Origin of the sequence: Pantoea sp. MQR6, assembly GCF_022761075.1 — a bacterium.
GTDB classification, from domain to species: domain Bacteria; phylum Pseudomonadota; class Gammaproteobacteria; order Enterobacterales; family Enterobacteriaceae; genus Pantoea; species Pantoea phytostimulans.
Genome location: NZ_JAKYXB010000002.1, coordinates 462,451 through 487,678, shown reverse-complemented (window position 1 = coordinate 487,678; position 25,228 = coordinate 462,451). Strand labels below are relative to the sequence as shown.

Here is a 25,228-nt window from a genome sequence, read left to right as displayed (position 1 = left end):
TTTTATCTCGGTCCGCGCCATGAGGCGCGGCCGGTGGCTCAATCGGCCAATTTTGACGGCGTGATGCCGTCCGGTATTGGGCATGCGTAAGGCTGCGCCTGACGTGCCTTGCTGAATTCGTCGCGACAGCGCGCCAGCGCATCGTCATCGTTGAGCAGGGTTAATGCCGTTGCCGCCATCACCTTTCCCGCCAAAAACATGCCTTTATGCGCGATGCTGGTGCGGCCTTGCGCCACCAGTTGCCACGTATGCAGCGGTGTACCGAAGGTAAAGCAGGGCGCAAAGCACTGCGCAGTGGGCGTAACCCAGCTCACATCGCCGACATCGGTTGAGCCATACAGCATTTCACGCGTGATCGCATACGGGGCGACCTCATCCATGAAAAGCTTGTCACCCAGCGTCTCAACCCACGCCTGACCCGCTTCGCCACCCGTGCGTGCCGCATTCAGCTGCGCATTGCGTAAGTCATCTTTCGTTAACGTGGCGCGGATCTCTGCCGCGAACGCGCTCTCCTCATCGCTGTAATCGGGTAAGCCAAACTGATGCAAATAACGCTCCATCACAGCTTCCAGTGCGCGATTTGGCACATAATTGGAACAGGCTTTGTCAAAACGCACTGACATCTGGGTATCTGTCATCAGCGCCGCGCCTTTGGCGATATTGATCACCCGTTGATAGATATCCTGCGCCTGTTGCAATTCAGGGGCGCGAATCAGGAACAGCACTTCGGCATCGGCCTGCACGACATTAGGCGAGACGCCACCGCTGTTGGTCACCGCATAATGCAGACGCGCTTCCTGCACAATGTGTTCACGCAAGAAATTGGCGCCGGTATTCATCAGCGTCACCGCATCCAGTGCGCTACGCCCCAAATGCGGTGAGTTAGCGGCATGTGCCGCGACGCCTTTGAAGTGAAACGCCGCCTGAATATTGGCTAACGTGCTGAGGTTGAACATGCCGCTGAAACCTTCAGGATGCCAGGTCACTGCGGCATCCACATTGTTGAAGAGACCTTCACGCACCATAAACGTTTTGCCGGAGCCGCCTTCTTCGCCTGGGCAACCATAAAAGCGCAGCGTGCCGCCGGTGTTGTGTTGCTGCATCCAGGCTTTCACCGCAAACGCCGCAGCCAGCCCGGCGGTACCCAGCAGGTTGTGGCCGCAGCCGTGACCATTACCGTTTTCCACCAGCGGTTTCGGTTGTGCACAGCCAGCCTGCTGGCTCAGGCCCGCCAGCGCATCGAATTCCCCCAGGATGCCGATAACGGGTTTGCCACTGCCAAAACTGGCGATAAACGCGGTATCCATGCCGCCGACACCGCGCTCAACGTCAAAACCCTCTTCTGCCAGCGCATCAGCCAGCAGCGCGGAGGAGCGGGTTTCGGCGAAGCGGGTTTCCGGCACGTCCCATATAGCATCGCTAAGTGCGCTAAAGCGGGCCTGATGCTGCTCGATATAATCCGCAATAAACGATTCAATCATCGTGCACCGCCAAACTGCGCCTGATTCAGCGCCAGCGTAGAGAGCAATGTGACGGCGGTTGCCATCACCTTCTCGTCGAAATCGAATTTCGCGTTGTGATGGCCCGCGGCCAGCTCGCAGCCAAAAATGGCGTAGGAGGCTTGTCCGCCGCGCTGCTTAACGCGCTCCATCATGTAGGTGGCATCTTCCGAACCAGCGGCTTGCTGTTTGCGATCGACAACCGAGTTGAACACACCGAGCGCTTCAGCCTGCTGGTGGATGAAATCTACCCAAGGTTGCGTTGGCGTAGAGCTGCGTGCAGCGCCCATCAGCTTCACCTCATATTCAACGCCATACATAGCGGCTGCACCGGCGATGACGCGCAGCGCCTGCTGATAAATGTCGTCGTTAACCTCATTGCTGACGCCGCGTGTTTCCACCTTCATCAGCGCACAATCGGCGACTACATTACGCCCCGTTCCCGCCTGCAACACGCCAACATTGACGCGCGCCACGCCGCCACTGTGCTGGGTTAAACCGTGCAGCGCTAAGGTGGCCTGCGCCGCCGCTAACAGCGCATTGCGGCCTTCCTCGGGGCGGCCACCTGCATGCGCGCCCACTCCGGTAAAGCTCACGTCCAGCTTGGTGGTGGCGAGGAAACTGTCGCTGCCACACACCAGTTCGCCTGCCGGTACGCCAGTGCCGAGGTGAATGGCAGTGAACAGATCAACATCATCGACCACGCCCGCTTCAACCATCGCTTTGGCACCCCGCACGCCTTCTTCAGCAGGCTGAAAGATAAGTTTGATGGTGCCGCTCAACTGCGCTTTCATCGCCATTAACAGTGAGGCAACGCCAAGGCCGATGGTGGTGTGACCATCATGTCCGCAGGCGTGCATCATGCCTGGATTGCAGGATGCAAAGCCTTCGCGCTGCGGCAGGTGATCCGCGGCCTGACTTTCGTTCAAATCCAGCGCATCCATGTCAACGCGAAAACCCATTACCGGGCCGGGACGACCGGTCTCCAACGTGGCAACGATGCCGCAAAATCCGCCCGAGAAGTAAGATAACCACTGCGGGAGCGCACCTTGTTGCAACGCACGGGCTTCCTGAAGCTGTAGCACTTCAGCAGAGGGCAAGCCCATGCGTGCATCCGCATTAATCACTTCACGACCCAGTTGCAGTTGATAACCGAGATTGTGTAGCGCTTCGGCGACCAATGTAGCGGTGCGGAACTCTAGCCAGCCTGACTCTGCAAATTGATGGAAGTCGCGGCGCCAGCTTTTCATCTGCGGAATCAATGCGCTGACGTGGTCGGAAAGGGTGTTCATCGGCAATCTCCTGGTGTTGGTTTTTTATGCATTGTTCTGAATCTACACAATGGTAAACACCCACATAAGATGCGAATATCTTGTGTCTGATAAACAGCGGTTATCACAAAAATCATGCCTGCTAATCTCAAACTTCATCAATTACGCGCGTTTGTTGACGTAGCGCGTCAGGGCAGTATTCGCGCGGCTAGCCGTTTATCGGGCCTTTCACAGCCCGCGTTGACGAAAGCGATTCAGGAACTGGAGTCGGTTCTTGGCGCACGGCTGTTTGTTCGCCGCCAGCAAGGTGTGGTGTTGACCGACATCGGTGATAACTTTTTTCGTCACGCCAGTCTGGTGTTAGAGGAGTTGCGGGTAGCGCAAGAAGATATTCAGCAGCGCCTGGGGTTGGGCGGTGGGCAAGTGAATATTGGTGTAGGCGGCAGCGTTGCGCGCACCATCATGCCGCAGGTAATTAATCAGTTTCACCGTGAATATCCGCTGGTCAAAGTACGCATTGTTGAAGGCCAGTTGGTGTCGATGGTGCATGAATTGCGCCAGGGCGCGCTGGATTTCACCATCAATACCTATGATCAAAGCCATCTCGATCAGGAGTTGATGTACGAGCGCATGATGGAGCGCGAATACAAAGTGGTCGTGCGGAAAGGGCATCCGCTAGAGAAAGCGCGCTCACTGGCAGAGTTGCAGCAATGTGACTGGACCATGCCAACGCCCAAAGGCAGCTATTATCGCTTGCTGCATGATCTGTTTGGCGATCGCGGCATGGCACCGAAAATTGTCGTTACCTGCGAAACCTTTATGGCCTGCACCAGCCTGGTGGCGCAGAGCGATTTCGTCTCTATCTTGTCGGTGGATGTGATTGATGATCCTATTTTAGGCCGACAGTTGGTGGCGTTAGAGCTGGATGAACCGCTGCCGAAAGCGACCTTTTATTTGATTCAACGAAAAGACGCTGCGCTAACGCCGATGAGCAGCTACATGGCGCAGTTATTCCGTAGAAATTGCCAGCAGTGACAAGTGACCGGCTCTCATCGTCTACACTTTGGAGTGTGGTGAATTAATCCATCCAACCCACCAATGGAGGTTACGATGCAAGTGAGTCCTTACCTGTTTCTCTACGGCCGTTGTGAAGAGGCGATCGAGTTTTACTTGAATGCGACGGGTGGCGAGCTGCTCTATAAGGTGACTTTTGGCGATATGCCGGAGCAGGGCGAGCAGGTCGGCGATAAATCAGCGCCGCCACTACCCCCTGAAAAAATCATGCATGCGCATTTGCGTATCGGGCAAGGGGAGCTGATGTTAAGTGACGGCAACCCTAATCAGCCGCCCGCTTCTGAGCACGCAGGTTACGCGGTCAGCCTGGCGACAACCGATACGGCGCAAGGTGAAGCCTGGTTTGAAAAGTTATCAGCCGGGGGGAAAATCACAACGCCTTGGCAGGAAACATTCTGGGCCAAAGGGTTTGGTATGTTCATCGATAAGTTCGGAATTCCATGGCGCATCAATGTCTTGAAGCCGCATGAATAAAGGCAAAGCGCTCTTCCCCAAGTGGGGAAGAGCGAGGCAGGCGGCGAATGCCGCCTGTGGCATTAGAAGTTATAACCTGCAACCAGGTAATAACCCCAACCGGTAGATTTCACTTCAAAATCACCGTTACCAAAGTTCAGCTCACGGCCATCAGCCCACTGTCCGCCATTGTGGAAATAACGCGCCACGGCAGAGAAATGCCAGTGATCGTAACCCAAAGAGAGGATGTGGCTAGAGGCGATAGAGTTGCTGGTACGTGAAGAGCCGCCTTTTTCGGCCAGGTCTGAACCCCAATCGAAGTTAGTGAAGCCCACGTAACCCAGATTCCCCCCCCACAGCGTGGTGATCGGTACAAAGTATTTCACTTTGAAGCGATAGCCATCCCAGCTATTTTCGTTCGCCGCGCCGTAGTTTTCCCACTGGTATTTCGCATAAACGTTCAATGAAAGGCCAACGTCGCTGTGCGTATCGATGTCGGTTCCTAAACCCATGTACCAGGTATTTTGGCGATTATCGCTGTTACGACCCATGTCGTAGATGTAGTTATTGGCGAAATACCACTCTTTGAATGGACCGAACGCCAGGCTGGTGCCGGTCAGTTTGTCGATAGAGAAGCGCGGTTCGATCTCCATGAACATGGGTGAGCCGTGGTCAAAAATGCCGTTGGCATTGCTGTTGCCCACGCCGAAGAAGTTTGTCAGGTCGAGGTAGCCATAAAAATCGAACCAATCTTTCTTGGCGAAAGCTTCATATTCCAGATAAACATCGTTGTTGAACTGGGGTCCGAAACGCGTGTGGTAGCTGCCCACCACGTTGACGCTCTGGTGCCACCAGTCAGAAACATACTGCGGATCGCTTTCAGCCGCTTGCGCAGCGCCGCTCATGGAACATGCCAGCAAGGCACCTGCTACCAACGTTTTAAATTTCATTATCATTAACCACATGCTTTTGACCGCTGCACGACTGGCGCGATCAGAGTGAAATCGATCCCTTGATGGGCAGTGAATTGTTTTAATCAGCCAAAGGCGTTTTTAAGCTCGCGTAGCGTGCCTGCAACAAGGGGATAGAAAATAGATTTTGCTCACGTTTGTCAAAATGTGTTGCATGATAATTCAGCTGAAATGTGATGATGATCACATTAATAGCGGGTAGCGAACGGAACCAGGCAACCGTTTACGTTGTCGGGTTCCGTTTTGAACAGGTGAGATCAGGGAAGGGTAACGCGAACCTGCAAGCCGCAAATGGCGCCTTGTGGATTGAAACAGTTGGAAAGTGCGACGTGAATGCTGTTCTTCTCCGCCACGCTACGCACAATCGATAAACCCAGACCGCTGCCTTGGGCTTTCACATCTGGCGAACGGGCAAAGCGATCAAAAGCACGCTCAATAAACGATTCCGGTATACCCGGCCCGTTATCAACAATATCAACCACTGTTTGTCCCGCAACGCGATGCAGTAAAACATCCACCAAACTGCCTTCTGGCGTATGTAACATGGCGTTACCAATCAGGTTGTCGAACAGGCTACGTAGTTCGGAGCGGCTCGCTTGCAAACGATAATGGGTAGAGCCGTTGAAACCGATGTCGATACCACGCTTATCTGCCACAACCATGAGCTGCTCAATGCTCTCTTTCAGCAGATCGTCCAGTTCAATATTCTCGATGCTGGCGACCACGGTTTGATCTTCCTGACGTGAAATATTCAGTAACTGTGTGACCAAATGACGTGTGCGCGTCACGCCCGCTTCAAGCTGATCAAACTGGCGGCTGGCTTCACCTTGTTGAATATGTTGGCGTAAATTTTCTAGCTGTAAGGTAACAGCGGTGACAGGCGTTCGCAGTTCATGAGCAGCATCTTCCAAAAATTGACGCTGGGCCGACCAGGCTGCGCGCAGTTTATCGAGCAGCGAGTTGTAAGCCGCAACCAGCGGCAGGATCTCATCCGGTAAGCCATCGGGCGAAACATTGTGGGGATGATGAGTTTCCTGGGCGGCGATCTGGCGCGATGCGACGCGGAGATCGCGGGTGATCTTACGCACTACCAACCAGATCACCAGCAGCGAAAGCGGCATCATTAGGATCAATGGTACGATCGCTGAGAGTGCCCGCTTCACCATCAACTCTTTCATATAGCTCAGGTTATGCATCACCTGAATGGTTTTGATATCGCTGCCGGGTTGGCCGGGTCGCGTATAAATACGCCATTCGCAATCATGGCAACCGCCGACATCGGCATCGTGATAGCCTTTTTTCGCTTGCAGCGGGGCGTGCAGTTCTGGCCAGGAGCTGGCGCGCAGTTGACCATCGGCATCCCAGAGCTGAACCACAAACGCGCTTTTCAGCTTGTCGGCTGGCACCATAAGGGGCATTAACGCAGGAATTTGTTTGTTGGTTGCCCAGGCATCGGCGATTTTAGAGAGCTGATCATCCTTCATAGTGCCAATCATGTCGCCATAGCAGCTGAAGAAATACCAGCTCACGCCGCCAATCATCAATAAATGGATAATCAGTAGCGTGCTCAATAATTTATTACGCAGGGATCGCATAAAAGTGAAAGGTTTCATATTGCCGGTACTCGCCAGCCTAACCCGCGCACATTGCGGATTGCATCGTTGTCTAATTTGCGGCGCATACCGTGAATCAACACATCCACCGCGTTGCTGGTGACCTCTTCGCCCCAACCGTAAATGCGATTTTCCAACTGCTCACGAGACAAAATGGCGCCCGGACGCTCCAGCAAGGCATACAAAAGCGCATATTCACGCGCGGTAAGCTGCTCGCGCTGGCCTTTGTACATCACTTCACGCGTCAACATGTCTAGCTGCACATCGCCGCTGCCTAACACCGAATCTGCCGCGCCGTGACGACGTCGGGTAATGGCACGCATTCTTGCCAGCACTTCTTGCAGATCAAAAGGTTTAAGCAGGTAATCATCTGCGCCGGTGTCCAGCCCTTGTACGCGCTGTGCCACGGTATCGCGTGCGGTGAGAATCAGCACTGGCGTCGCATCGCCACGGCTGCGCGCCCGGCGTAACACCTGCAAACCGTCATCACGCGGTAAACCGAGATCGAGCAATACGCAGCTGTAGCCGCCCTCAGCCCAGGCATTATGGGCAAAAACACCGTCACGAACCCAGTCAACTGACCAGCCCGCTGCTTCCAGCGCCTGCTGTAAATTTGCGCCAATCATTTCATCATCTTCGACTAACAACACACGCATGGATGATGTCCTCTAAAAAGTTGCTGGCAGTGTAGCGCTGGCAGCAGTTTAGCGCTGGATAGTTAGCGCAGAATTATATCCGTTAACCTTCACGCGGTAGACAGGTGGCCGCAGCACGTTTTAGGTCAGGTTTAAGACCCGAAAAGCGCAGATGCTAATTCTGCGCTAATTTTCTGCTAATTAAGGGATAAATTTAACGCGTTAAAGTGGGTTCACTGCACATCAGGCGATATCAGGAGGAACCCATGAATCAGCGCGAGTTTATTCGTAGTTTGCTGGAGTGGATTGAAGGCAATTTAGGACACGATTTGCATCTGGACGAGGTAGCACGTCGCTCCGGCTATTCCCGTTGGCACCTGCAACGATTATTCCGGCAGCACACCGGTTTCTCACTGGCTGAATATATTCGTCAGCGGCGTTTAACCGAGTCTGCGTTGACCTTGCTCAGTAGCAATGAAGCCATTTTACAGGTGGCGATGAGTTATGGTTTCGATACGCAGCAGGCGTATACGCGTACCTTTAAAAACTATTTTATGGTGACGCCAGGGCAACTGCGTCGTCAAAGACGCGTCGAACCCGATCGTCTTTTATTCCCGCTGGCTATGGCAAGCTGAAAATTCCGACGTTCTTGCCATGGCATGCGTTGCAAACGCTGTTGATCGAGAACGTCGGAATGATCGCCTTTGGCCAAATGATGGTATTGGCAGGTGTACGAATTCGGCATGTACCCGAATAATAATAAACAGGCGGGATACTGACGAGAGTAAGACATATCAGCCAAGATGAAATTCGTTTGTATTAGACAGAGCAAGAGAAAATAACAGAACGGCGAGCATGAAAAAATAAAGTAAAGGCTGTTTCTCATTGGTTAGTTTTATTGTTTTTTTCCGCGATGAGGATATTTTCGCTCGGTTGCAGTTTCCCTCTGAATGACCTCCTGCATTGGCATTGCTGTTGAAGTCACTGTTGAAGGCTTCACTGAAGATAGCACCATCCTAAGCACCGCTGTGCCTACTTTTTGGCATTTTTAACCGGGTGAGGTTCTGCTGGTTTCGTCGCCTGTTGCCGCATTGATAATGCCATTTTTATCGCCTTCAATTAAACCTTATACGCTAATGTCCGTTATTAGTTTCTGGGCAGGTTTATCGACATAATTACCGATAGCAGATCAAAAAAATACCGCTTTAAAACTCCACTCTCTTATTTTCCTTCTTGGTTAGTTCAGCGTGTGAAACGACATTGATTTAAATATAAACTCACGATAAACGCGAATTAACGCCCTGAGCGTAACGTATGATATTTTTATTTCAAATGATGCGAAAGAGATCAGCCAGGGATGAGTAATGGATAACAGTGATAACCTGACCGCCATGCTGTTGTTTGCGCGTGTCGTAGAGTTAAAAAGTTTCACCGAGGCGGCACGCGCACTGGGATTATCTAAATCTCACGTCAGTCGCGAAATTGCCCGGCTGGAAGTGCGGCTTGGTATCAAACTTTTACAACGCACCACCCGCAAAATGGCGCTCACTGAACTGGGGCAGGCCTATTATCCTTTCTGCATGCGGATGCTAGCTGAGATGCATCGTGCGGATGCCTTCGTGCAGCAGATGCATCAGGAACTTACAGGCAATGTGCGGTTGCAAGCACCGGTAACGTATGGCTGCCAATGTATTGTGCCGCTGCTTAATCGCTTTCTTCGCCGCCACCTGCATATCAATATTGATCTTGATTTAACCGATCGCAACAGTGATGAAATCAGCGATCAGGTTGATGTGGCGATTGTTATCCGCGCCCGTGCACCTCAGCAGGGCAATTTTCGCGTCCTCAGCGATATCGATTGGGGATTGTACGCCGCGCCAGGTTATCTGATGCAGCATCCTGCTATTAGCCATCCTGATATGTTGCCACGCCATGATTTGCTGATGTTTCATGGCCCTGCGCACACGGCGGCACTGCCGTTTCGCCGAGATAAGCAGCGACTGGTGGTGGAAGTTCGCAGCCGTTTTCGTGCTAACAACAGCATGGCGCTATTAAACGCCGCACTCGCCGGTAGCGGTATTGCTTATCTGCCTTCCTATATGGCGCAGGAAGCAGTGGCGCGGGGAGAAATTCAGCAGCTATTGCCGGAATGGCAAATGGATCGCCTGCAAAGCTATCTGCTATTACACGATGCAGAACAGCCGACTTCGCCCATCAGCTTACTCTGCGACACGCTAATTAACGCATTAGCATCGGCGTGATTGTTGTTAAGTAGCAACAGAAAGGGCTACAGAGTAAATATCACGCCGCGACTGTTGTTTGATATGCACCATTGGTAGCCTGACTCCCTGATCATTATCGGGAATTTGCTATGGAACAGAGTGCAGTTGTGGAGTTTCAACACTGGCGGCGCAACTTATGGGTTTGCGTATTGGGATCGTTCAGCACCATTGTAGCGATGACACTGCTGTTGCCGTTCTTGCCGCTTTATGTTCAGCAATTAGGCGTAAGTGAACCGGCTGCAATTGCTCGTTGGTCAGGCATCGCTTATGGCGCCACGTTTTTTACAGCTGCCCTGACCGCGCCGCTCTGGGGAAAACTGGCCGATCGCTACGGACGAAAACTGATGCTGATCCGCGCCAGCCTCGGCATGGCGGTGGCGATGTCGCTGATTGGTATGGCAACCGCGCCGTGGCAACTGGTTGCGCTACGTTTACTGGCGGGATTATTAGGCGGTTATGCCTCTGGCTCGACCATCTTAGTGGCCTCGCAAACACCCAAATCGCAGACCGGCTGGGCACTGGGAATATTGGCCTCAGGGATTATGGCCGGTAACGTCGTGGGTCCGTTGCTGGGCGGTGCGTTGCCGCCGTTGATTGGCATTCGACAAACTTTCTGGCTGACCGGTGCGGTGATTTTCCTCGCTTTCCTGGCGACGACCTTTTTATTAAAAGAAGTCCCTAAACCAAAAACGAGAGAAAAAACCAGCACGACAGAGCACGAAGCGGAACAGCCTGTGAATCGTTCACTGGTGCGGTTAATGTGGCTTTCGGGCATGCTGCTGATTTTCGCCAATATGTCGATTGAACCGATTATTACTCTTTATATCGGTCAGTTTGTGCAGGGTGATCAGGCAGTGACATTCATGGCGGGCTTGGTAATGTCTGCCGCCGCGTTGGGCAGCATTCTCTCTGCACCGAGGCTGGGTAAGCTGGCGGATCGTATTGGCCACTGGCGTGTGTTAACCGCAGGTTTGCTGGTGTGTGCGCTGTTATTAATCCCGCAGGCATTTATCACGGCGGCATGGCAATTAGTGGTTTTGCGATTCCTGATGGGAATGGCGCTGGGCGGATTAATGCCCTGCATCACCGCGATTATCCGCCACAACGCGCCGGAAACGCAGGTCGGACGGATGCTGGGCTATTCGACTTCGGCGCAGTATATCGGTCAGGTCAGCGGGCCACTGTTTGGTGGATTTGTCGGCGGCGCTTTTGGAATGAGGCCGGTATTTTTAGCCACCTGCGTAGTGATGGCAATGTGTAGCTGGCTGAACTGGCGGCGTAGCCGAGGTTAATGGGGTTGGCGTTCGCTCAGAGCTCGCTGTCCCCCATCCCGGCCTTCCCCCGCGAAGCGGGGGGAGGAGGCGCTGCCATATTTGGGGAAGGAGACGCTGCCGTATTTGAAGAAGGAGACGCTGCCGCATGCGGAAAGCATTAGCCATAAAAAAAGGCGGACCGAAGTCCGCCTTGTGTCATTCGCTTAACGCGTATTACTTGCTGTCTGGCAATGCATAGGCAATCACATAATCACCCAGCTTGGTACCAAACGAACCGTGGCCGCCAGCAGCAATGACAACATACTGCTTGCCATTTACTTCATAGGTCATCGGCGTTGCCTGGCCGCCTGCTGGCAGACGTGCCTGCCACAACATTTCACCGGTATCGGTGCTGAAAGCGCGCAGATAGTTATCTGCGGTTGCACCAATGAAGAAGACTTTACCGGCGGTAGTGATTGGGCCGCCCAACATTGGCATGCCCATTTTGAACGGTACTGGAACCGGTGCGCTGTCGCGGACGGTACCGATACGTTTTTTCCACACTACGTCGTTGGTTTTCAGGTCAACAGCAGAAACGTAACCCCATGCTGGTTGCTTACACGGCAGACCGAACGGAGAAAGGAACGGATTCAGCTCAACGCCGTAAGGCACGCCGTACTGTGGCTGAATACCGGTTTCTGTACCGGAACCGCCTTCAGCACCTTTCGGTGGCTCAATTGGGTTGCCGGGACCACGCGGGATCAGCTTCGACACAAACGGCAGCGCCATTGGGTTAGCAATCGCGATCTGACGATGTGGATCGACCGCAATACCGCCCCATTCGAACATGCCGAGGTTACCTGGGAACACCAACGTACCTTGCTCTGACGGCGGCGTGAACGGACCTTCATAGCGCAGACGCTTGAAGATCACGCGGCACACCAGCTGGTCATACATCGTCGCGCCCCACATGTCCTTGTCTGTCAGATTCTGTTTAGGACGGAAGGTCAGTTCAGAGTACGGTTGCGTGGCAGAGACATGATCGCCTTTGGCGGCACCCTGTGGAACCGGCGTTTCTGGCGCAGGAACCACTGGCTTACCCGTACGACGATCCAACACGAAGATGTTACCGGTTTTAGCCGGAGCATAAATCACCGGAACGGTGTTGCCATCTTTGTCGGTGATATCAGCCAGCGTTGGCTGTGAAGGCAAGTCCATATCCCACAAATCGTGGTGAACAGTCTGATACGACCATACCAGTTTACCGGTAGTGGCGTTCAGAGCCAGCACGCTGCTCGCGTAACGCTCCTGCTCTGGCGTGCGATTACCGCCCCAGATATCTGGCGTGGTAACGCCCATCGGCAGGTAAACGGTATCCAGTTTTGGATCGTAAACCGCAGGGGCCCACGAGTTCGGCGAGTTCATGGTGAAGGTGTGTTCATCAGCCGGAATCGCGTTAGGATCTTTCGCGCCTGGATCAAACACCCACAACAGTTTACCGGTGTTCACATCAAAGCCACGAATAGCACCTGAAGGTTCACGGGTAGAGTAGTTATCTGTTACGGCACCTGCCATCACGATAGTGGTATCGGTGATGATTGGCGGAGAAGTAGGCTCATACTGGCCCGGCGTAGTAACCGGCTGCTTGTGCTGCAGATCCAGCTCGCCGTTATTGCCGAATGCTGGGCAACGCTCACCGGTTTCTGCATCCAACGCAAACAGACGACCATCGTTCACTGGCAGATAGACACGACGCGAGCACAGCGCAGGCTGGCTGTTTGCTGCATCCGCTGCGGCCGGAACTTCATGGTAAGAGACGCCACGACAGGTAATATGCTGGAATGTTGGGTTCGGCTTCAAGCCGGGATCAAATTTCCATTTTTGCTTACCGGTTGTTGCATCCAGCGCAAACAGAATCTGATGCGGGGAACAGAGATAAAGCGTGTCGCGGATTTTAATCGGCGTGACTTCATCGGTGATTTCACCCGGATCGTTCGCGGTTTTCAAATCGCCGGTCTGGAACTGCCAGGCAACCTGCAGCTCTTTGACGTTCTGATTGTTGATCTGCTTCAGCGGAGAAAAACGCGTACCCTGCTGGTCGCGGGCATAAGCTGGCCAGTCAGCGTCAGCGATGTTGCTTAGCGGCTGGGCTTGAGGAGCATTGTCGGCAGTCGCCGGCACTGAACCCTCAATAACCTGCGGATCGTTGAAGACGGCATAGGCGAGAACCAGAACGCTGGCAACCAACGCCACGCCCATTGCGCCTAACGCACCTTTGCCGACGCTGTTAAAGCCGCGATAAACAAACGGCAGAATCAGCCAAATGCCGAAGATCACCAGTACGTCGGTACGCGGTGCCAGCGCCCAGAAGTCAGTGCCGACTTCCCAGACACCCCACACCAATGTGGCGAGCAGCAGCAAAGCGTAAACGATCAGCGCGGCACTGTTGCGACGCCAAATCAGGAAAGCGGTAAGCAGCATCGCTGCACCGCCGATGATGTAATACCAGGAACCACCAATGGCGGCTAACCAAATACCGCCAATCAACATAAACGCACCCGTCAGCACTGCGAACAGCACTGTCAGGAGACGAATTACGCCAAAAGATGAGGAGTTTTTCCCCATAATATCGACCTCGTTTCGTTGCCATAAACATGAGAAAACAACCGTATAAGCTGTTTTCAGTTATAAGATACTGATGGAAAAGGTGTTCTTATCTGACTCTTCCAATAAGTCTTTAGATCCCTGTGAAGTAAATGTTATAGCAAAATCGTTAAGAGGTTTGATTTTTTTAGCTTAATGCTCTTAACGTAATGAATAATGCGACATTTTATGGGGTTATATGCGAGGTAAGGGCGCGAGTATGCGCCCTTAAGACAACGAAGCCATATTTAGCGTTATATCTCCAGCAGTTCACCTTCAGAGCGCTGTTGCTGCCAACCAGTAATATTCAACGCCGCCAATTGTTCAGTCGATAATCGCGGTTCATGACTGCGGACAATCACCTCAGCGTCTCTTTCACGAAATGACGCCATAAAAAAAGGAAAGGTGAATTTTTGATAATTTTCATTAAAGAAACTTTCATTCAGCACAATGCCAGAGAGGGGAAAAGAATCCATCACGCGCCAGTCTGCGCCAGGCGGTGCAAAGTCATAGAGCCAGAAACTAAAATCGTTTGATAATTCAAGCAGTGCCGCGTAATGCGCTTTTAAACTGGAATAATTGATACCAAGCCTAACGCGGCTGTTTTTCAAATGAGAATAAGCCTGAGGCACCTTAATCATTCCCTGTAATCTAATTTCTTCAAACGGGATAATCATTAATGTTGCTTCATTAGCGAGTTGGTTATGTAATGAAATTATGTTGCGCGTATTAAGTATGTTTGGATTGTCCTGGGTTGAACGGGTTGAATGGAGATAAGGCACGCTATAGCAAATGCCAGCGACATTACTATTCACGTGATGAATTTGTTCAGTAACATAAGGATTGTATAAACTGTTTTCCATTATCTCTATTAAAAAATTATAAAAATTAATTGGATATTAATTATTGATATAAACATTTTTACGTTAAAAACGCGGCTAAATATAAAACAATTTTGTAAGTCAAATCACCCTTTTTATTGTGTTATTTAATTTATATCTGGTATTAAACCGGGAAATTACCGCTTGGCTTCCAATAATTACGACAAATATATTCAACAAGCGGAACAAGTAGAACGTTAATTGAATTATCAAAATAACATCGCGTAAGTGAATGAACGTCAACGATCGTTCGCACGGGATGCCGTTGCCTGGCAGGCTATTTTCACGCACCCTAAAGCTGAGTAAAAGCATGACAAGGTGCGGCTGCGCCACACAGAACACCGTGCAACGACGCGGGACAGGCCGTTTTAGGCCACTTAAAAATGGGATGGAAAAATGGGATTTATGGCATCGGCAGCGGAAGATTCGCTGCTGCGACATCGCGCGTTTGTGGCTTTCTGGCTGGCTCGAACCTGCTCGTCGTTTGGTTTTCAGATGTTTTCGGTGGCGATCAGCTGGCAGATTTACGCGCTCACCAACAGCGCGTTAGCGTTGGGTATGATTGGACTCATGCAGTTTTTGCCCTCGGTATTATTGGCCTTGCCTGCCGGACATTTAGCCGATCAGTTTGATCGCCGCCGAATTGTGCTCTGTGGTCAGCTGATTGAGTTCGCGGCATTAGCGGCGCTGGTGATGCTAACGCTGTTCCACTGGGCGGATAAAACCGCATTGTGGGGATTGGTCTTTATGATTTCGGTAGCGAAAGCTCTGGAGTGGCCGGCTATGTCATCCATGCTGCCAGCGCTGGTGCCACCGTCGATGTTAGCGCGTGCCATGGCTTCTAATGCGGTTGGCGGCCAGGCAGCGGTCATCGTCGGGCCGACTTTGGGCGGCTTGCTTTACGTTGCGGGTCCCGATGTGGTGTATGGCGTCTCAGGCTTGTTTTATCTGATCTCATTGATTCTGGTGAGCCGTTTGCGCTACGAGCGTCCACCGCAAGTTCGGCTGCCGATGAACATGAAAAACCTGTTTGCTGGTATTCACTTTATCCGTGAGCGCAAAGATGTATTGGGTGTGATTTCGCTCGATCTGTTTGCCGTGCTGTTGGGCGGTGCCACTGCGCTACTGCCGATTTTTGCCAAAGATATCCTGCATACCGGACCTTGGGGATTAGGCATGTTGCGCGGTGCGCCTTCCATCGGTGCACTATTAGTCGGTTTATGGCTGAGCCGTAACAAGCTGGAAAAGAACGTCGGCATGATTATGTTTGGATCGGTGGCGGGTTTCGGCGTGGCGACGTTGGTATTTGCGCTCTCGAGCCAGCTCTGGTTGTCGTTGATTGCATTAGCGGCGCTCGGCGGCTTCGATATGGTCAGCATGGTGATTCGCGGATCGCTGGTGCAACTTGATACACCAGACGATATGCGCGGCCGAGTCAACGCCGTCAACGCTATCTTTATTAACACCTCTAACCAGCTGGGTGAGTTTGAGTCGGGCTTATTGGCCGCCTGGTTGGGTGCTGCGCCCGCCGCTGCGATTGGCGGCATCGGTACGCTGATTGTGGTGGCATTGTGGATGAAGTTATTCCCACATTTGCGTAAACGACAAAAGCTGGAAAATGAAACGGTGCCATGAAAAACCGGCCTTAAGGCCGGTTGAGTGAGAGTCCAGTAACTGCAGCCTGACGTGCGCGGAGAAAAGCGTGCGTCAGGGGAGGCAAAACATGCCGCCTATTTTCCCAGGTTGGCGTCAAAAGTATTCCAGCTTGTTGTCATATCCACTACGCTGCGGGTTTTGCGAGCCTCATCGATTTTAATGGCGGTGAGTCCCGCTTCCAGCGCGTCCACCACCGAAACTTTCAGTGGCGTTCCCTGTTTAATGTGTTTCACAATCTCTTCAGCCATTAAGGCGTCGGCACCGTAGTGTCCGTCGTAGGCATTGCCGCTGTAAGCGGTTTCCACTTCCTTTTCGCCGGTTCGGGCATTGTGTACGCGGAAATAGTTACGTACAAAGTCGCCTTCCGCCATGCCATCCGTTCCCATTACACAGAACCGACGAAACTCGTCCGGTACGTTGAGGTTGGCGTGAAAAGCCAGCGTTGCGCCGCTGGCATACTCAATGATCGCCGTTTGGTAATCGACGATATCGGCATCGCTATCAAACACGGCATCGGTGCTGGACCAACCGCTGGGTTTCACGTGATAAACCTCTGAATCTGCAGTCACCGCACCTTGTGGGGCGTGTTGCGGCGTAAACGATTTGCGTCCACCAAAGCTGGCTACGCGTACCGGGCGTTCACCCATGAGGCCTTGGTAGAGATCGATATCGTGACAGCACTTTTCCAGGATATACGGGCCGGCGTATTTCTCCAGACGACGCCAGTCGCGCTGGAAGAACGCACCGTGATAAGGCTTGATATGCTCGGTCGCTTCAATGGAGGTAATTTCACCTAATCGACGGTCATCGCGCGCCGCCAGCAAATCGTGATACAGCGGCGAATAGCGCAGCACCAAACCGACCAAAATTTTATTCTCGCCATACTGATTAACCAGCTTCGCCATCGCCATGGTCTGTTCTTCATTGATTACCACAGGCTTTTCGGTAAACACGGTAAAACCGGCAGCCAGCGCTTTGCCGACATGCTCAAGGTGGAGGAAATTGGGCGAACCCACCAACAGCAGATCAAAACCGCCGTGCTGCAATAGCGCTTCAATAGAATCAAATGCTTTACCAGGATCGATGCCAAAACTGTGCAGATTGGGTAGCCCGGCGGGGGCTGGATCGCAGTAGCCGACAACCGAAAATGATGAATCGGCTTTATTGAACTCTTTCACTACATGGGACAAGCGAAAGCCAAGACCGATAATGCCTACTTTCATGTTAAACCCCTGACGGAAAATTCTTGAACATTGAAGAGTGGAAGCTCGCCGCTGAATCATCGCAGCTGCTGATAATCTGACCATCAACTTATTACGATAGAAAAACTAATGTCAATAACTTGCTGCGAGCGTTACAAGAGTGATTTTTGATAATATACTGTTTTATAATGATTAATCTGTATTTTTTCTTTGCCATATTTATTTGTTATTGCGATTTAAGTTTTTTTCCCCTATCGTTCGGTCATTAATGAAACAACCCTAAAAACGGTGGAGGCGGGAGGAAGCGCGTGCAATCACACTATCTCCTTGGCATTGATGGCGGCGGTACACGATGCCGTGCACGACTCACCTCGAACGGCACGGTGTTAGCAGAAGCCATTGGCGGCCCCGCCAACGTTTGGTCAGATTATGATGCGGCGTTGAAAAGCGCCGAACAGCTTATTGCCCAGGTTATTGCTCAAGCTGGATTACCTTCGCAGGCGCTGACACAAACCACCGTTGTCGCAGGCTTGGCGGGTGCGAATGTCGCGTCGGTTAAAGCACGGCTAGCGAGTTGGCAACCGCCGTGTGCCGCGTTGCAGGTAGTAAGTGATGTAGAAATTGCCTGTGCGGGTGCACACGCGGGAGAGCCGGGTGCGGTATTTATCATCGGCACCGGCAGCCAGGGTGCCGCCTGGGATGGTGAACACTTCACACTGCTTGGCGGCTGGGGTTTTGCGCTTTCCGATCAAGGTTCTGGTGCCGAGTTAGGACGCCGTGCGTTGCGACTGGCGCTGCTGGCCCACGAAGACATTATTCCAAAAACCGATTTTACCGACAGCCTGATGGCGCAGTTTGATCGCAGCCCGGAAACCATGCTGCTGTGGACGCGTAATGCTGTTCCCGCTGACTGGGCTCGCGTTGTGCCGCCTGTCTTCGCAGCGGCTGACGCGGGTGATGCGCATGCGCGTTCGTTATTGCAACAGACCGCTGACGATATCGGCTTGATGGTGCGCCGCCTAACCACCTTGAGCGCCGGGCGCTTAGCGCTGATGGGCGGACTCGCCGAGCCGATTCAAACCTGGCTTGCTGAAGACATTCAGGCGCTGTTGGTGGCCCCGCAATGCGATGCGCTAGCAGGTGCTATAAGCCTGGCTCAACGCGTTAATCGATAACATAAGGGATTTATGACCGCGCCGAACGTTACCGCACGCATCCTGCGTCTGATTGTTGAAAATGCTCCTATTAGTCAATCCGATCTGAAAGTGCGCAGCGGACTCAGCATGTCAACGGTATCACAAGCCACTAATCGCTTACTGGCTCAGGAAGTGGTGCAGGAGCTGGGTTTACGCCGCGTCTCCATGGGCCGTCCTAAAACTCTGCTGGGTCTTAATCCCGATCGCGCCAGCGTAATTGGAATTCAGCTCAACGCCGAACGCAACCTGATCGTGACGACCGACCTCAACGGCAATCTGCTGGGTGAACAGCAAATGCCGTCGGGTGCTATGACGCCACGCCAACTCGGTGATGCGCTGGCAAAATTCCTGCGCAGTGTAGAAGGGAAACGCGTTGGTGCCATTGGCCTGGCGTTATCGGGGCTGGTGGATGCCGAAAACGGCTACTGTATTCGCTCCAAAGTGTTGGACTGGGATAACGTTCCCATCGCACGGCTTTTAGAAGAGCGTTTTTCTCTGCCGGTTTTCATTGAAAACGACGCTAACGCGATGGCGATGGCGGCGCTGGTGTTTGGTCAGCTGGGCACGGCACAATCCGCGATTATCGCGACTTATGGCAAAGGGATTGGTGCGGGGATTGTCTTGAATCGTCAGCTTTATCGCGGACGCCACGGCAAAGCGGGTGAGATTGGTAACGCGCTGCTCGGGGATGGCTCGATGCGTCTGCTGGAGGAGGTTGCCTCTTCTAAAGCCATTTTGCAGCGTGTGGCCCGCGACGAGCAGGACGAGGCGCTGACGTTACAGGCATTAGATCTACGGCCTACGCCTGATGTTTTAGCGGCGCTCGAAGAAGCAGGGCGTGAACTGGGCATTTCGCTGGCAAACCTCTCTGTGGCTTACGATCCCGACGTGGTTTATCTGGCGATGGAGCCGCACATGGCATCACGTATTCTGCTTGATCACATTACCCAAAGTTTTCAGGCCTATCGCTTAAAGTTGACGCCGCAAATGACGCCATTGCAGTTCCTGACCGAATCAAATCGCATGTGGGCGTTGGGTGCGGCAGGCTTCGCCATCAATAAGCTGCTTGATCTGCTGGCTGCCGAGGCCGATGAAGAGCCCGTCACCTGAATCTCAGAAGGTAAAAGGGCGCCCCGGCGCCCTTTTTTACGTCATGTTTTCAGGCTGCGGTTTAACGCAGACGCTGGCCTTGTTCATCAAACAGCAGGCAATGCACTGCTGAAATGCCCAGCCGCACCCGTGCACCCAGTTCACGCTGATGCGTTTCTCGCTCTTCCACCACTAACATCTGCTCGCGACCAATATCGAGGTAGAGATAGTTGGTGTGGCCGAGCAGCTCGCTAAAGGACAACTCGCTTTCAAACTGCAATGCTGGTGCGGTTTGTTCAACGGGCTGAAAGTGTTCGGGACGAATACCCAGCTTGAGCTGCTGCCCTTCACGACACGGCGCCGTAATCTTTAGCACCAAATCGCTGATATTCAGCTCCGGCACGCGTAACTGCAATTCACCATCACCTACCGCACTGATTTCAGCCGCCAGAAAGTTCATTCTTGGCGAGCCAATAAACCCGGCGACAAACAGGTTGTCGGGATCTTTGTACAGCGTCAGCGGTGCGCCGACTTGCTCAATGCGTCCCTGACGCAGCACTACGATGCGATCCGCCAGCGTCATCGCTTCCAGCTGATCGTGCGTCACGTAAATCATGGTGTTGCCCAGCGAGGTATGCAGACGCGCAATTTCAATACGCATTTGCAAACGTAGCTCAGCATCCAGATTGGAGAGCGGCTCATCAAACAGGAAGATGCGTGGATGACGAATGATGGCGCGCCCAATAGCCACACGCTGCCGCTGCCCGCCCGATAAGGCGCGCGGCAGACGATCAAGTAATTCGGTCAGATGCAGACGCGCCGCCGTCTGTTCAATCGCTTTGGCGATCTCCGCTTTCGGCTTTTTCATCACCTCAAGCGGATAGGCCAGGTTACCGCGCACTGTCATATTCGGGTAGAGCGCGTAAGACTGGAACACCATCGCAATTCCGCGTTCGGTTGCAGGCTGGTGCGTCATCTCTTTTTCTTCAATCAATAACTGCCCGCTGCTGATCTCTTCTAACCCGGCGATCATACGGAGCAAGGTAGATTTACCACAGCCTGAAGGGCCGACAAAGACCACAAATTCGCCGCTGTTGATCGTGAGATCGATGCCATGAATGACGTTAACGTGCTCATACGACTTTTTAACATTCTGCAAGCGCAGGCTGGTCATGAACTACCTCACTCAGAGTAACTGGCCCATATAAATGGCGTTGTTGCGCACGATGTGACTGAACCCCAGGCGCTGATAGAAAGCGCAAACCTGCTCATTTTGCAGGCTCACGCCAAGATGCACGCCGTTGACGCCCGCAGCGCGCAGCGCCGCCAGTTCATGCTCGATTAATTTGCGTCCCCAGCCGCCTTTTTGCACCGGCGGTAACAGGTTGATATGCAGATGCGCGGGCCAGTGTTTTACCAGTTGTTCGGCAGCTGCGTCGGGATGGTTAATGCTGTCGAGTATTTTGCTATCGAATGCCGCAACCGGCTGGCGATGCTGGTATTTTTGCTGCAAGACCGGCCACCATTCAGCCGCTAACTGCGCTTCAAAAGCGCGTGTGTCTGGCGCAGCCACCACATAGCCCATCACTTCATTTTCACTCTCTAATACAAAAGCAAAGTCAGGCGCGAAGCGTGCATAAGGCACTGCAAAGCGCTGGCCAGGGTATTCAGGATCGGCATAAAGCGCGCTGGCATCGGTTCCCGCATTCGCTGTTTGCAGGCAGATGCGGTAAAGCGCCGGGAAGTCCGCTGGGGTTGCCGGACGAATAACAGGTTGATTCGCCATCATCGTTTCTCGTTGGTCAGGAGATGAACAGTTTTTACGTTAATGAAAGCTGACTTAGTTTTCAAGATGGAATAATTACCTTGTCGCACAGGAGTGGGACCGGAAGCAATGTTTATAGCGCAACGGCGAGTACATCTGTGATCGCTGACACGCCCATGCTGCGCCGTCTGTGGCGCATTTAAGGCGTGATTAAACGTCGGAAATGTGAGCGTGATAGGATTTTCATATGTTTTATCATGGGGTTATTTTGATGTGATAAGTACGAGATAAGATGCTGATAATTGACGCGGATGGTTGCTTTTTCATCGGTTGTGTTGCCGTTAACCAGTACACACGACGTGTAAGGGCGACGTGATGGTGTTTATTTGCGCAAGTTCACAACTCAACGTATCTCCGTATCGTCTGTTTTACTTTATTTTTTTATTAAAGTAAGTATGTGGGAGTGCAATTTCTGTGCGGCTTCAGTCTGCGGGATTGGCAGACGGTGAAATGAAGGGATGCCCGTTCTGTGATGGAGAAACCGAGCATTATGTCTAGTTCCTCAGTTCGTTCGTTCCGAATCCGTAATGTGCGTGCGCTGTCGCGCCTGATAGCGGCGGGCCTGCTGGTGAGCAGCGTTTCATATGCTGCACCCGCCGTCACCCTGAATGAATGGGATATCTACAACTATCCGCAGCAGACCGAAGCGGTGGATCAGGGCATTAAAGCGTTTTCGCAGCAGAATCCTGGCATTGTGATCAATCGCTCGGTTCACTCGTTTGAAGATACGCGCATCCCGCTCAAGCTGGCATTAACGGCCGGTGACGGCCCGCAGATCGCGCAGGTCAATCAAGGCGGTGGCGATATGGGTTCGCTGGTGAAAGATAAACTGCTGGTGCCACTCGACAGCTATGCCAGCAGCGACGGCTGGACCACGCGCTTCCCCGATTCCATTCTCAAACGTAACCGTTGGTCCGACAGCGGCGACTTCGGCAGCGGCAAACTGTATGGCGTGGCGAGCCTCGGTGAAATGGTCGGCCTCTATTACAACAAAGCGCTGCTGGATAAAGCGGGCATTGCAGTGCCAAAAACGTTGCCTGAGCTGGAAAGCGCGATGGCGAAGCTTAAAGAGCAGGGCGTTCCACCGATGATGCTGGGCTTGCTGGATGGCAACATGGGTCAGCAGCTGCTCAGCACGATTTGGCAGGCGCAAATTGAAAGCAGCGATCGTAAAAAACTGGATGATCTGATCTACGACGTGGGCGGCACCTTTAAAGATGACAAGCTGGTCAAAGCCGCCAATATGATGAAAAGCTGGAATGAGAAAGGCTATCTTTTCCCGGGTTTTCAAGGCATTGGTCATGATGATGCCGCTACGCTGTTCCAAAATGGACAGTCAGCTTTTCTGATCAGCGGGACCTGGTATCTCGGCCAGTTTAAAGACAACAAAGATATTCATTTTGCTGCCATGCCAGCGGGCGAGGGCGTGCAGCATGCCTTAATGGTGGGCGGCACCGATTTAGCTTTCTCTGTTACCAGCACGGCTAAAAGCAAAGAGCAGCAAGATGCGGCCGCGAAATTCATCGATTACATGGTTTCAGACACCATGGCAAACCGCTGGTTAAGCGTGGGCTTCCTGCCCGCCAGCACCAACAAAGAGGCCAAAATGCCAGCGGATAATGCGCTGTTGGCTGAAGCTTATCAGGTTTGGTTAACGCTTAACGCCCATGATGGTTTAGGGCATTACGTGGACTGGGCTACGCCAACCATGAACGCCGAGTTGAATCAGAATGTGCAACTGCTGCTGGGCGGGCGTCAAACTGCCGATCAGATGGTGAACAATTTCGATAACAACTATCAGCGTTACCTGCAAACTCTGAAAAAGTAAGCTGAGCGGCCCGGCTCTGCGTCGGGCCAGATCGTTGTTCTGACCACGAGTACGGTTATGTTGAATCAAAGCGGTTGGCGTAATTTTCTCTATTTTCTGCCGGCGGTGCTGGTTTATGCGGTGTTTTTGTTATTACCGCTGCTGGCGTCGTTGGGTGTGAGTTTTACCGAATGGGATGGCACGTCGCTGCCGATTTTTACCGGTATCAGCAACTATATGCGCATGTTCAGCGATCCGATATTTTGGGTGGCGTTGGGCAACAATGCGGTATTAATGCTGTTTTACACGCTGCTGCCCATCAGCATTGGCTTGTTGCTGTGCAGCTTTCTCTACGACACCCGCAATAACAAAGAGCGCAGCGTGCTGCGTATCCTGTTTTTCCTGCCTTATATCATGCCGATGGCGGTGTTGGGCGTGGTGTGGCGCTGGCTCTACAATCCGGCTTTTGGCCCCATCGATCAGGTGTTACGCGCCATAGGCTTGCCACAATTAGCCCTCTCGTGGTTGGGTGATTTTACCTGGGCACTGCCCGCCGTTGGCATGGTCGCTACCTGGTATTTCTTTGGTTTTTGTCTGGTGCTGTTTATGGCGGGCTTGCAGCGTATGGATCCCTCATTGTTGGAAGCGGCCGATTTAGATGGATCATCCCGTCGGCAAAAATTCTTGCGCATCACCTTGCCAGGCCTACGTCCTGAGCTGCGTATTGCACTGCTGTTGACCGTGATCGCCAGCCTAAAAGCCTTCGATCTGGTTTATGTGATGACGCAAGGCGGGCCGGGAACGTCAACCATGGTCACCAATATCTTTATGTATAAGCAGGGTTTCGATCTGCACTATTTCGGTTACGCCTCATCGGTGGCCGTGTTTAGCATGATGATTGTGTTGATCATTAACTACCTTATTCATCTGGCTTTAAAGGAGCGTTACTGATGCGCAGCACACCGGTAATCTCCCGCACGCTGATCTGGATTGTGGCGCTGATGACCATTCTGCCTTTTATCATGGCATTAATGACCTCATTCAAAACGCAGATGGAACTGTTTCAGGGCGTGTTCACGCTGCCCGCTTCCATCAACTTCAAAAATTATGTCACCGCCTGGCAGCAAGGCCATTTTAACATCTACTTTTTTAACTCGGTGCTGGTGGTGATCCCGGTCGTGCTGTGCAGCATTCTGCTGGGCATTTTGGCTGGATTTGGTTTTGCCTGGCTAAAAATCCCCGGCAAAAAACTGATCGCTGCAATGCTGGCGTTGGGCATGGTGCTGCCGAGTGAAGCCTTTATTATTCCGCTCTATCATGAGCTGCGTTGGATGGGGCTAACCAATACCTATCTGGCGCTGATCCTGCCGCAAATCGCGCTGTCGCTGCCCTTTACCACGTTGATGATTGCCAGCGCCTTTCAGCAGGTACCGAAGGAGCTGGTTGAAGCTGCGGTTATGGATGGTGCATCGCGAGTGAAAATTCTGTGGGGCATTCTGGTGCCAGCCATTTGGCCGACGTTGTCGACGCTGGCGCTGCTGCTGTTTATCTGGACGTGGAATGAGTTCCTCATCCCGCTGATTCTGGTCAACAAAGATGAGTTGCGTACGCTGCCGATCGGCATGATGTTCTTTCAGAACAAAAACACCATCGATATTCCCGTGCTGATGGCGGGCGCGATGATTGTGATTTTGCCGTTGGTGGCGGTATTCCTGATCTTCCAGCGCAAATTTATCAGTGGCGTGACCGAGGGCGCGGTGAAGTAATTTGCGAGACATCGCACAAAACAGCCATTAAGTCACCCAAATCGGTGCGGTGGCGACCAGACAAAGGTGCGCTGCGCCGAAGCGTGTTGCAATTCCTCTTCTTTAACCTTTC

Annotated in this window: 21 protein-coding genes; 11 read left to right on the top strand and 10 right to left on the bottom strand. The window is 52.6% G+C overall.

The features are described from left to right. Positions 1-38: 38 nt before the first annotated feature. A complete protein-coding gene (locus MUG06_RS12340) occupies positions 39-1,481 on the bottom strand; it encodes a M20 family metallopeptidase (protein ID WP_243078769.1) in 1,443 nt (480 codons plus the stop codon). After that, positions 1,478-2,791 (bottom strand): amidohydrolase, encoded by a 1,314-nt coding sequence (locus MUG06_RS12335; protein WP_243078768.1) that lies wholly within the window; start codon positions 2,789-2,791, stop codon positions 1,478-1,480. Before MUG06_RS12335 ends, MUG06_RS12340 begins: the two co-directional genes overlap by 4 nt. A gap of 114 nt (positions 2,792-2,905) precedes the next feature. Between MUG06_RS12335 and MUG06_RS12330 the strand changes: the two genes are divergently transcribed. Together MUG06_RS12330 and yjdN are read left to right on the top strand one after the other, a co-directional pair. After that, entirely contained in the window at positions 2,906-3,805 is a 900-nt protein-coding gene (locus MUG06_RS12330; protein ID WP_243078767.1) for a LysR family transcriptional regulator, read from the top strand. Positions 3,806-3,880: 75 nt separating this feature from the next. Then, positions 3,881-4,318: a VOC family metalloprotein YjdN gene (gene yjdN, locus MUG06_RS12325; protein ID WP_243078766.1), complete on the top strand. Its 438-nt coding sequence runs from the start codon at positions 3,881-3,883 to the stop codon at positions 4,316-4,318. Positions 4,319-4,380: 62 nt separating this feature from the next. Here the strand turns inward: yjdN and MUG06_RS12320 are convergent, their stop codons facing one another. From MUG06_RS12320 to MUG06_RS12310, 3 genes are all read right to left on the bottom strand, one after another. Further along, positions 4,381-5,247, bottom strand: coding sequence for a nucleoside-specific channel-forming protein Tsx (locus MUG06_RS12320; protein WP_243078765.1), 867 nt, complete (start codon positions 5,245-5,247; stop codon positions 4,381-4,383). Between the two features lie 278 nt (positions 5,248-5,525). Further along, positions 5,526-6,881 (bottom strand): ATP-binding protein, encoded by a 1,356-nt coding sequence (locus tag MUG06_RS12315; protein WP_243078764.1) that lies wholly within the window; start codon positions 6,879-6,881, stop codon positions 5,526-5,528. After that, positions 6,878-7,537: a response regulator gene (locus tag MUG06_RS12310; protein ID WP_215847860.1), complete on the bottom strand. Its 660-nt coding sequence runs from the start codon at positions 7,535-7,537 to the stop codon at positions 6,878-6,880. Before MUG06_RS12310 ends, MUG06_RS12315 begins: the two co-directional genes overlap by 4 nt. Positions 7,538-7,782: 245 nt before the next feature. On the opposite strand from MUG06_RS12310, the gene MUG06_RS12305 reads away from it, so the two are divergent. From MUG06_RS12305 to MUG06_RS12295, 3 genes are all read left to right on the top strand, one after another. Then, a complete protein-coding gene (locus tag MUG06_RS12305; RefSeq protein WP_215847859.1) occupies positions 7,783-8,151 on the top strand; it encodes a helix-turn-helix domain-containing protein in 369 nt (122 codons plus the stop codon). 729 nt (positions 8,152-8,880) lie between these two features. Then, complete coding sequence (locus MUG06_RS12300; RefSeq protein WP_215847858.1) at positions 8,881-9,777, top strand: LysR family transcriptional regulator; 897 nt, start codon at positions 8,881-8,883, stop codon at positions 9,775-9,777. A gap of 110 nt (positions 9,778-9,887) precedes the next feature. Beyond that, the gene (locus MUG06_RS12295) at positions 9,888-11,090 is read left to right on the top strand and encodes an MFS transporter (protein ID WP_243078763.1); all 1,203 of its coding nucleotides are present in this window, start codon (positions 9,888-9,890) and stop codon (positions 11,088-11,090) included. A gap of 195 nt (positions 11,091-11,285) precedes the next feature. Here the strand turns inward: MUG06_RS12295 and MUG06_RS12290 are convergent, their stop codons facing one another. Both MUG06_RS12290 and MUG06_RS12285 read right to left on the bottom strand, forming a co-directional pair. Beyond that, entirely contained in the window at positions 11,286-13,676 is a 2,391-nt protein-coding gene (locus MUG06_RS12290) for a glucose/quinate/shikimate family membrane-bound PQQ-dependent dehydrogenase (protein ID WP_215847856.1), read from the bottom strand. A gap of 272 nt (positions 13,677-13,948) precedes the next feature. After that, positions 13,949-14,557: a hypothetical protein gene (locus MUG06_RS12285; protein WP_243078762.1), complete on the bottom strand. Its 609-nt coding sequence runs from the start codon at positions 14,555-14,557 to the stop codon at positions 13,949-13,951. A 414-nt stretch (positions 14,558-14,971) separates the two neighbouring features. Between MUG06_RS12285 and MUG06_RS12280 the strand changes: the two genes are divergently transcribed. Continuing rightward, a complete protein-coding gene (locus MUG06_RS12280) occupies positions 14,972-16,210 on the top strand; it encodes an MFS transporter (protein WP_243078761.1) in 1,239 nt (412 codons plus the stop codon). Positions 16,211-16,305: 95 nt separating this feature from the next. Here the strand turns inward: MUG06_RS12280 and MUG06_RS12275 are convergent, their stop codons facing one another. Next, positions 16,306-17,454, bottom strand: a complete 1,149-nt coding sequence (locus tag MUG06_RS12275; protein ID WP_243078760.1) for a Gfo/Idh/MocA family oxidoreductase — start codon at positions 17,452-17,454, stop codon at positions 16,306-16,308. A gap of 287 nt (positions 17,455-17,741) precedes the next feature. On the opposite strand from MUG06_RS12275, the gene MUG06_RS12270 reads away from it, so the two are divergent. Both MUG06_RS12270 and MUG06_RS12265 read left to right on the top strand, forming a co-directional pair. Continuing rightward, positions 17,742-18,608 carry a BadF/BadG/BcrA/BcrD ATPase family protein gene (locus tag MUG06_RS12270; RefSeq protein ID WP_243078759.1) on the top strand — a complete coding sequence of 289 codons (867 nt, stop codon included), beginning with the start codon at positions 17,742-17,744 and terminating at the stop codon, positions 18,606-18,608. A 12-nt stretch (positions 18,609-18,620) separates the two neighbouring features. Then, positions 18,621-19,739 (top strand): ROK family transcriptional regulator, encoded by a 1,119-nt coding sequence (locus MUG06_RS12265; RefSeq protein WP_215847851.1) that lies wholly within the window; start codon positions 18,621-18,623, stop codon positions 19,737-19,739. 61 nt (positions 19,740-19,800) lie between these two features. On the opposite strand, the gene ugpC is transcribed toward MUG06_RS12265, so the two are convergent. After that, entirely contained in the window at positions 19,801-20,892 is a 1,092-nt protein-coding gene (gene ugpC, locus MUG06_RS12260) for a sn-glycerol-3-phosphate ABC transporter ATP-binding protein UgpC (protein WP_243078758.1), read from the bottom strand. A gap of 12 nt (positions 20,893-20,904) precedes the next feature. Continuing rightward, the gene (locus MUG06_RS12255; protein WP_243078825.1) at positions 20,905-21,504 is read right to left on the bottom strand and encodes a GNAT family N-acetyltransferase; all 600 of its coding nucleotides are present in this window, start codon (positions 21,502-21,504) and stop codon (positions 20,905-20,907) included. A gap of 529 nt (positions 21,505-22,033) precedes the next feature. Here MUG06_RS12255 and MUG06_RS12250 point away from each other — a divergent pair. Genes MUG06_RS12250 through MUG06_RS12240 form a run of 3 tightly spaced genes read left to right on the top strand, consistent with a single transcriptional unit; the run spans position 22,034 to position 25,116 of the window. Continuing rightward, positions 22,034-23,371, top strand: a complete 1,338-nt coding sequence (locus MUG06_RS12250) for an extracellular solute-binding protein (RefSeq protein WP_243078757.1) — start codon at positions 22,034-22,036, stop codon at positions 23,369-23,371. A 57-nt stretch (positions 23,372-23,428) separates the two neighbouring features. Further along, the gene (locus MUG06_RS12245) at positions 23,429-24,301 is read left to right on the top strand and encodes a sugar ABC transporter permease (RefSeq protein ID WP_243078756.1); all 873 of its coding nucleotides are present in this window, start codon (positions 23,429-23,431) and stop codon (positions 24,299-24,301) included. Further along, a complete protein-coding gene (locus MUG06_RS12240) occupies positions 24,301-25,116 on the top strand; it encodes a carbohydrate ABC transporter permease (RefSeq protein ID WP_215847847.1) in 816 nt (271 codons plus the stop codon). The genes MUG06_RS12245 and MUG06_RS12240 overlap by 1 nt, the downstream gene beginning before the upstream one ends. Positions 25,117-25,228: the final 112 nt, after the last annotated feature.

Bases quoted from the DNA above. Each gene is read 5' to 3' on its own strand.
- MUG06_RS12340 (WP_243078769.1), bottom strand. From the start codon at position 1,481: ATGATTGAATCGTTTATTGCGGATTATATCGAGCAGCATCAGGCCCGC.
- MUG06_RS12335 (WP_243078768.1), bottom strand. From the start codon at position 2,791: ATGAACACCCTTTCCGACCACGTCAGCGCATTGATTCCGCAGATGAAA.
- MUG06_RS12330 (WP_243078767.1), top strand. From the start codon at position 2,906: ATGCCTGCTAATCTCAAACTTCATCAATTACGCGCGTTTGTTGACGTA.
- yjdN (WP_243078766.1), top strand. From the start codon at position 3,881: ATGCAAGTGAGTCCTTACCTGTTTCTCTACGGCCGTTGTGAAGAGGCG.
- MUG06_RS12320 (WP_243078765.1), bottom strand. From the start codon at position 5,247: ATGAAATTTAAAACGTTGGTAGCAGGTGCCTTGCTGGCATGTTCCATG.
- MUG06_RS12315 (WP_243078764.1), bottom strand. From the start codon at position 6,881: ATGAAACCTTTCACTTTTATGCGATCCCTGCGTAATAAATTATTGAGC.
- MUG06_RS12310 (WP_215847860.1), bottom strand. From the start codon at position 7,537: ATGCGTGTGTTGTTAGTCGAAGATGATGAAATGATTGGCGCAAATTTA.
- MUG06_RS12305 (WP_215847859.1), top strand. From the start codon at position 7,783: ATGAATCAGCGCGAGTTTATTCGTAGTTTGCTGGAGTGGATTGAAGGC.
- MUG06_RS12300 (WP_215847858.1), top strand. From the start codon at position 8,881: ATGGATAACAGTGATAACCTGACCGCCATGCTGTTGTTTGCGCGTGTC.
- MUG06_RS12295 (WP_243078763.1), top strand. From the start codon at position 9,888: ATGGAACAGAGTGCAGTTGTGGAGTTTCAACACTGGCGGCGCAACTTA.
- MUG06_RS12290 (WP_215847856.1), bottom strand. From the start codon at position 13,676: ATGGGGAAAAACTCCTCATCTTTTGGCGTAATTCGTCTCCTGACAGTG.
- MUG06_RS12285 (WP_243078762.1), bottom strand. From the start codon at position 14,557: ATGGAAAACAGTTTATACAATCCTTATGTTACTGAACAAATTCATCAC.
- MUG06_RS12280 (WP_243078761.1), top strand. From the start codon at position 14,972: ATGGGATTTATGGCATCGGCAGCGGAAGATTCGCTGCTGCGACATCGC.
- MUG06_RS12275 (WP_243078760.1), bottom strand. From the start codon at position 17,454: ATGAAAGTAGGCATTATCGGTCTTGGCTTTCGCTTGTCCCATGTAGTG.
- MUG06_RS12265 (WP_215847851.1), top strand. From the start codon at position 18,621: ATGACCGCGCCGAACGTTACCGCACGCATCCTGCGTCTGATTGTTGAA.
- ugpC (WP_243078758.1), bottom strand. From the start codon at position 20,892: ATGACCAGCCTGCGCTTGCAGAATGTTAAAAAGTCGTATGAGCACGTT.
- MUG06_RS12255 (WP_243078825.1), bottom strand. From the start codon at position 21,504: ATGGCGAATCAACCTGTTATTCGTCCGGCAACCCCAGCGGACTTCCCG.
- MUG06_RS12250 (WP_243078757.1), top strand. From the start codon at position 22,034: ATGTCTAGTTCCTCAGTTCGTTCGTTCCGAATCCGTAATGTGCGTGCG.
- MUG06_RS12245 (WP_243078756.1), top strand. From the start codon at position 23,429: ATGTTGAATCAAAGCGGTTGGCGTAATTTTCTCTATTTTCTGCCGGCG.
- MUG06_RS12240 (WP_215847847.1), top strand. From the start codon at position 24,301: ATGCGCAGCACACCGGTAATCTCCCGCACGCTGATCTGGATTGTGGCG.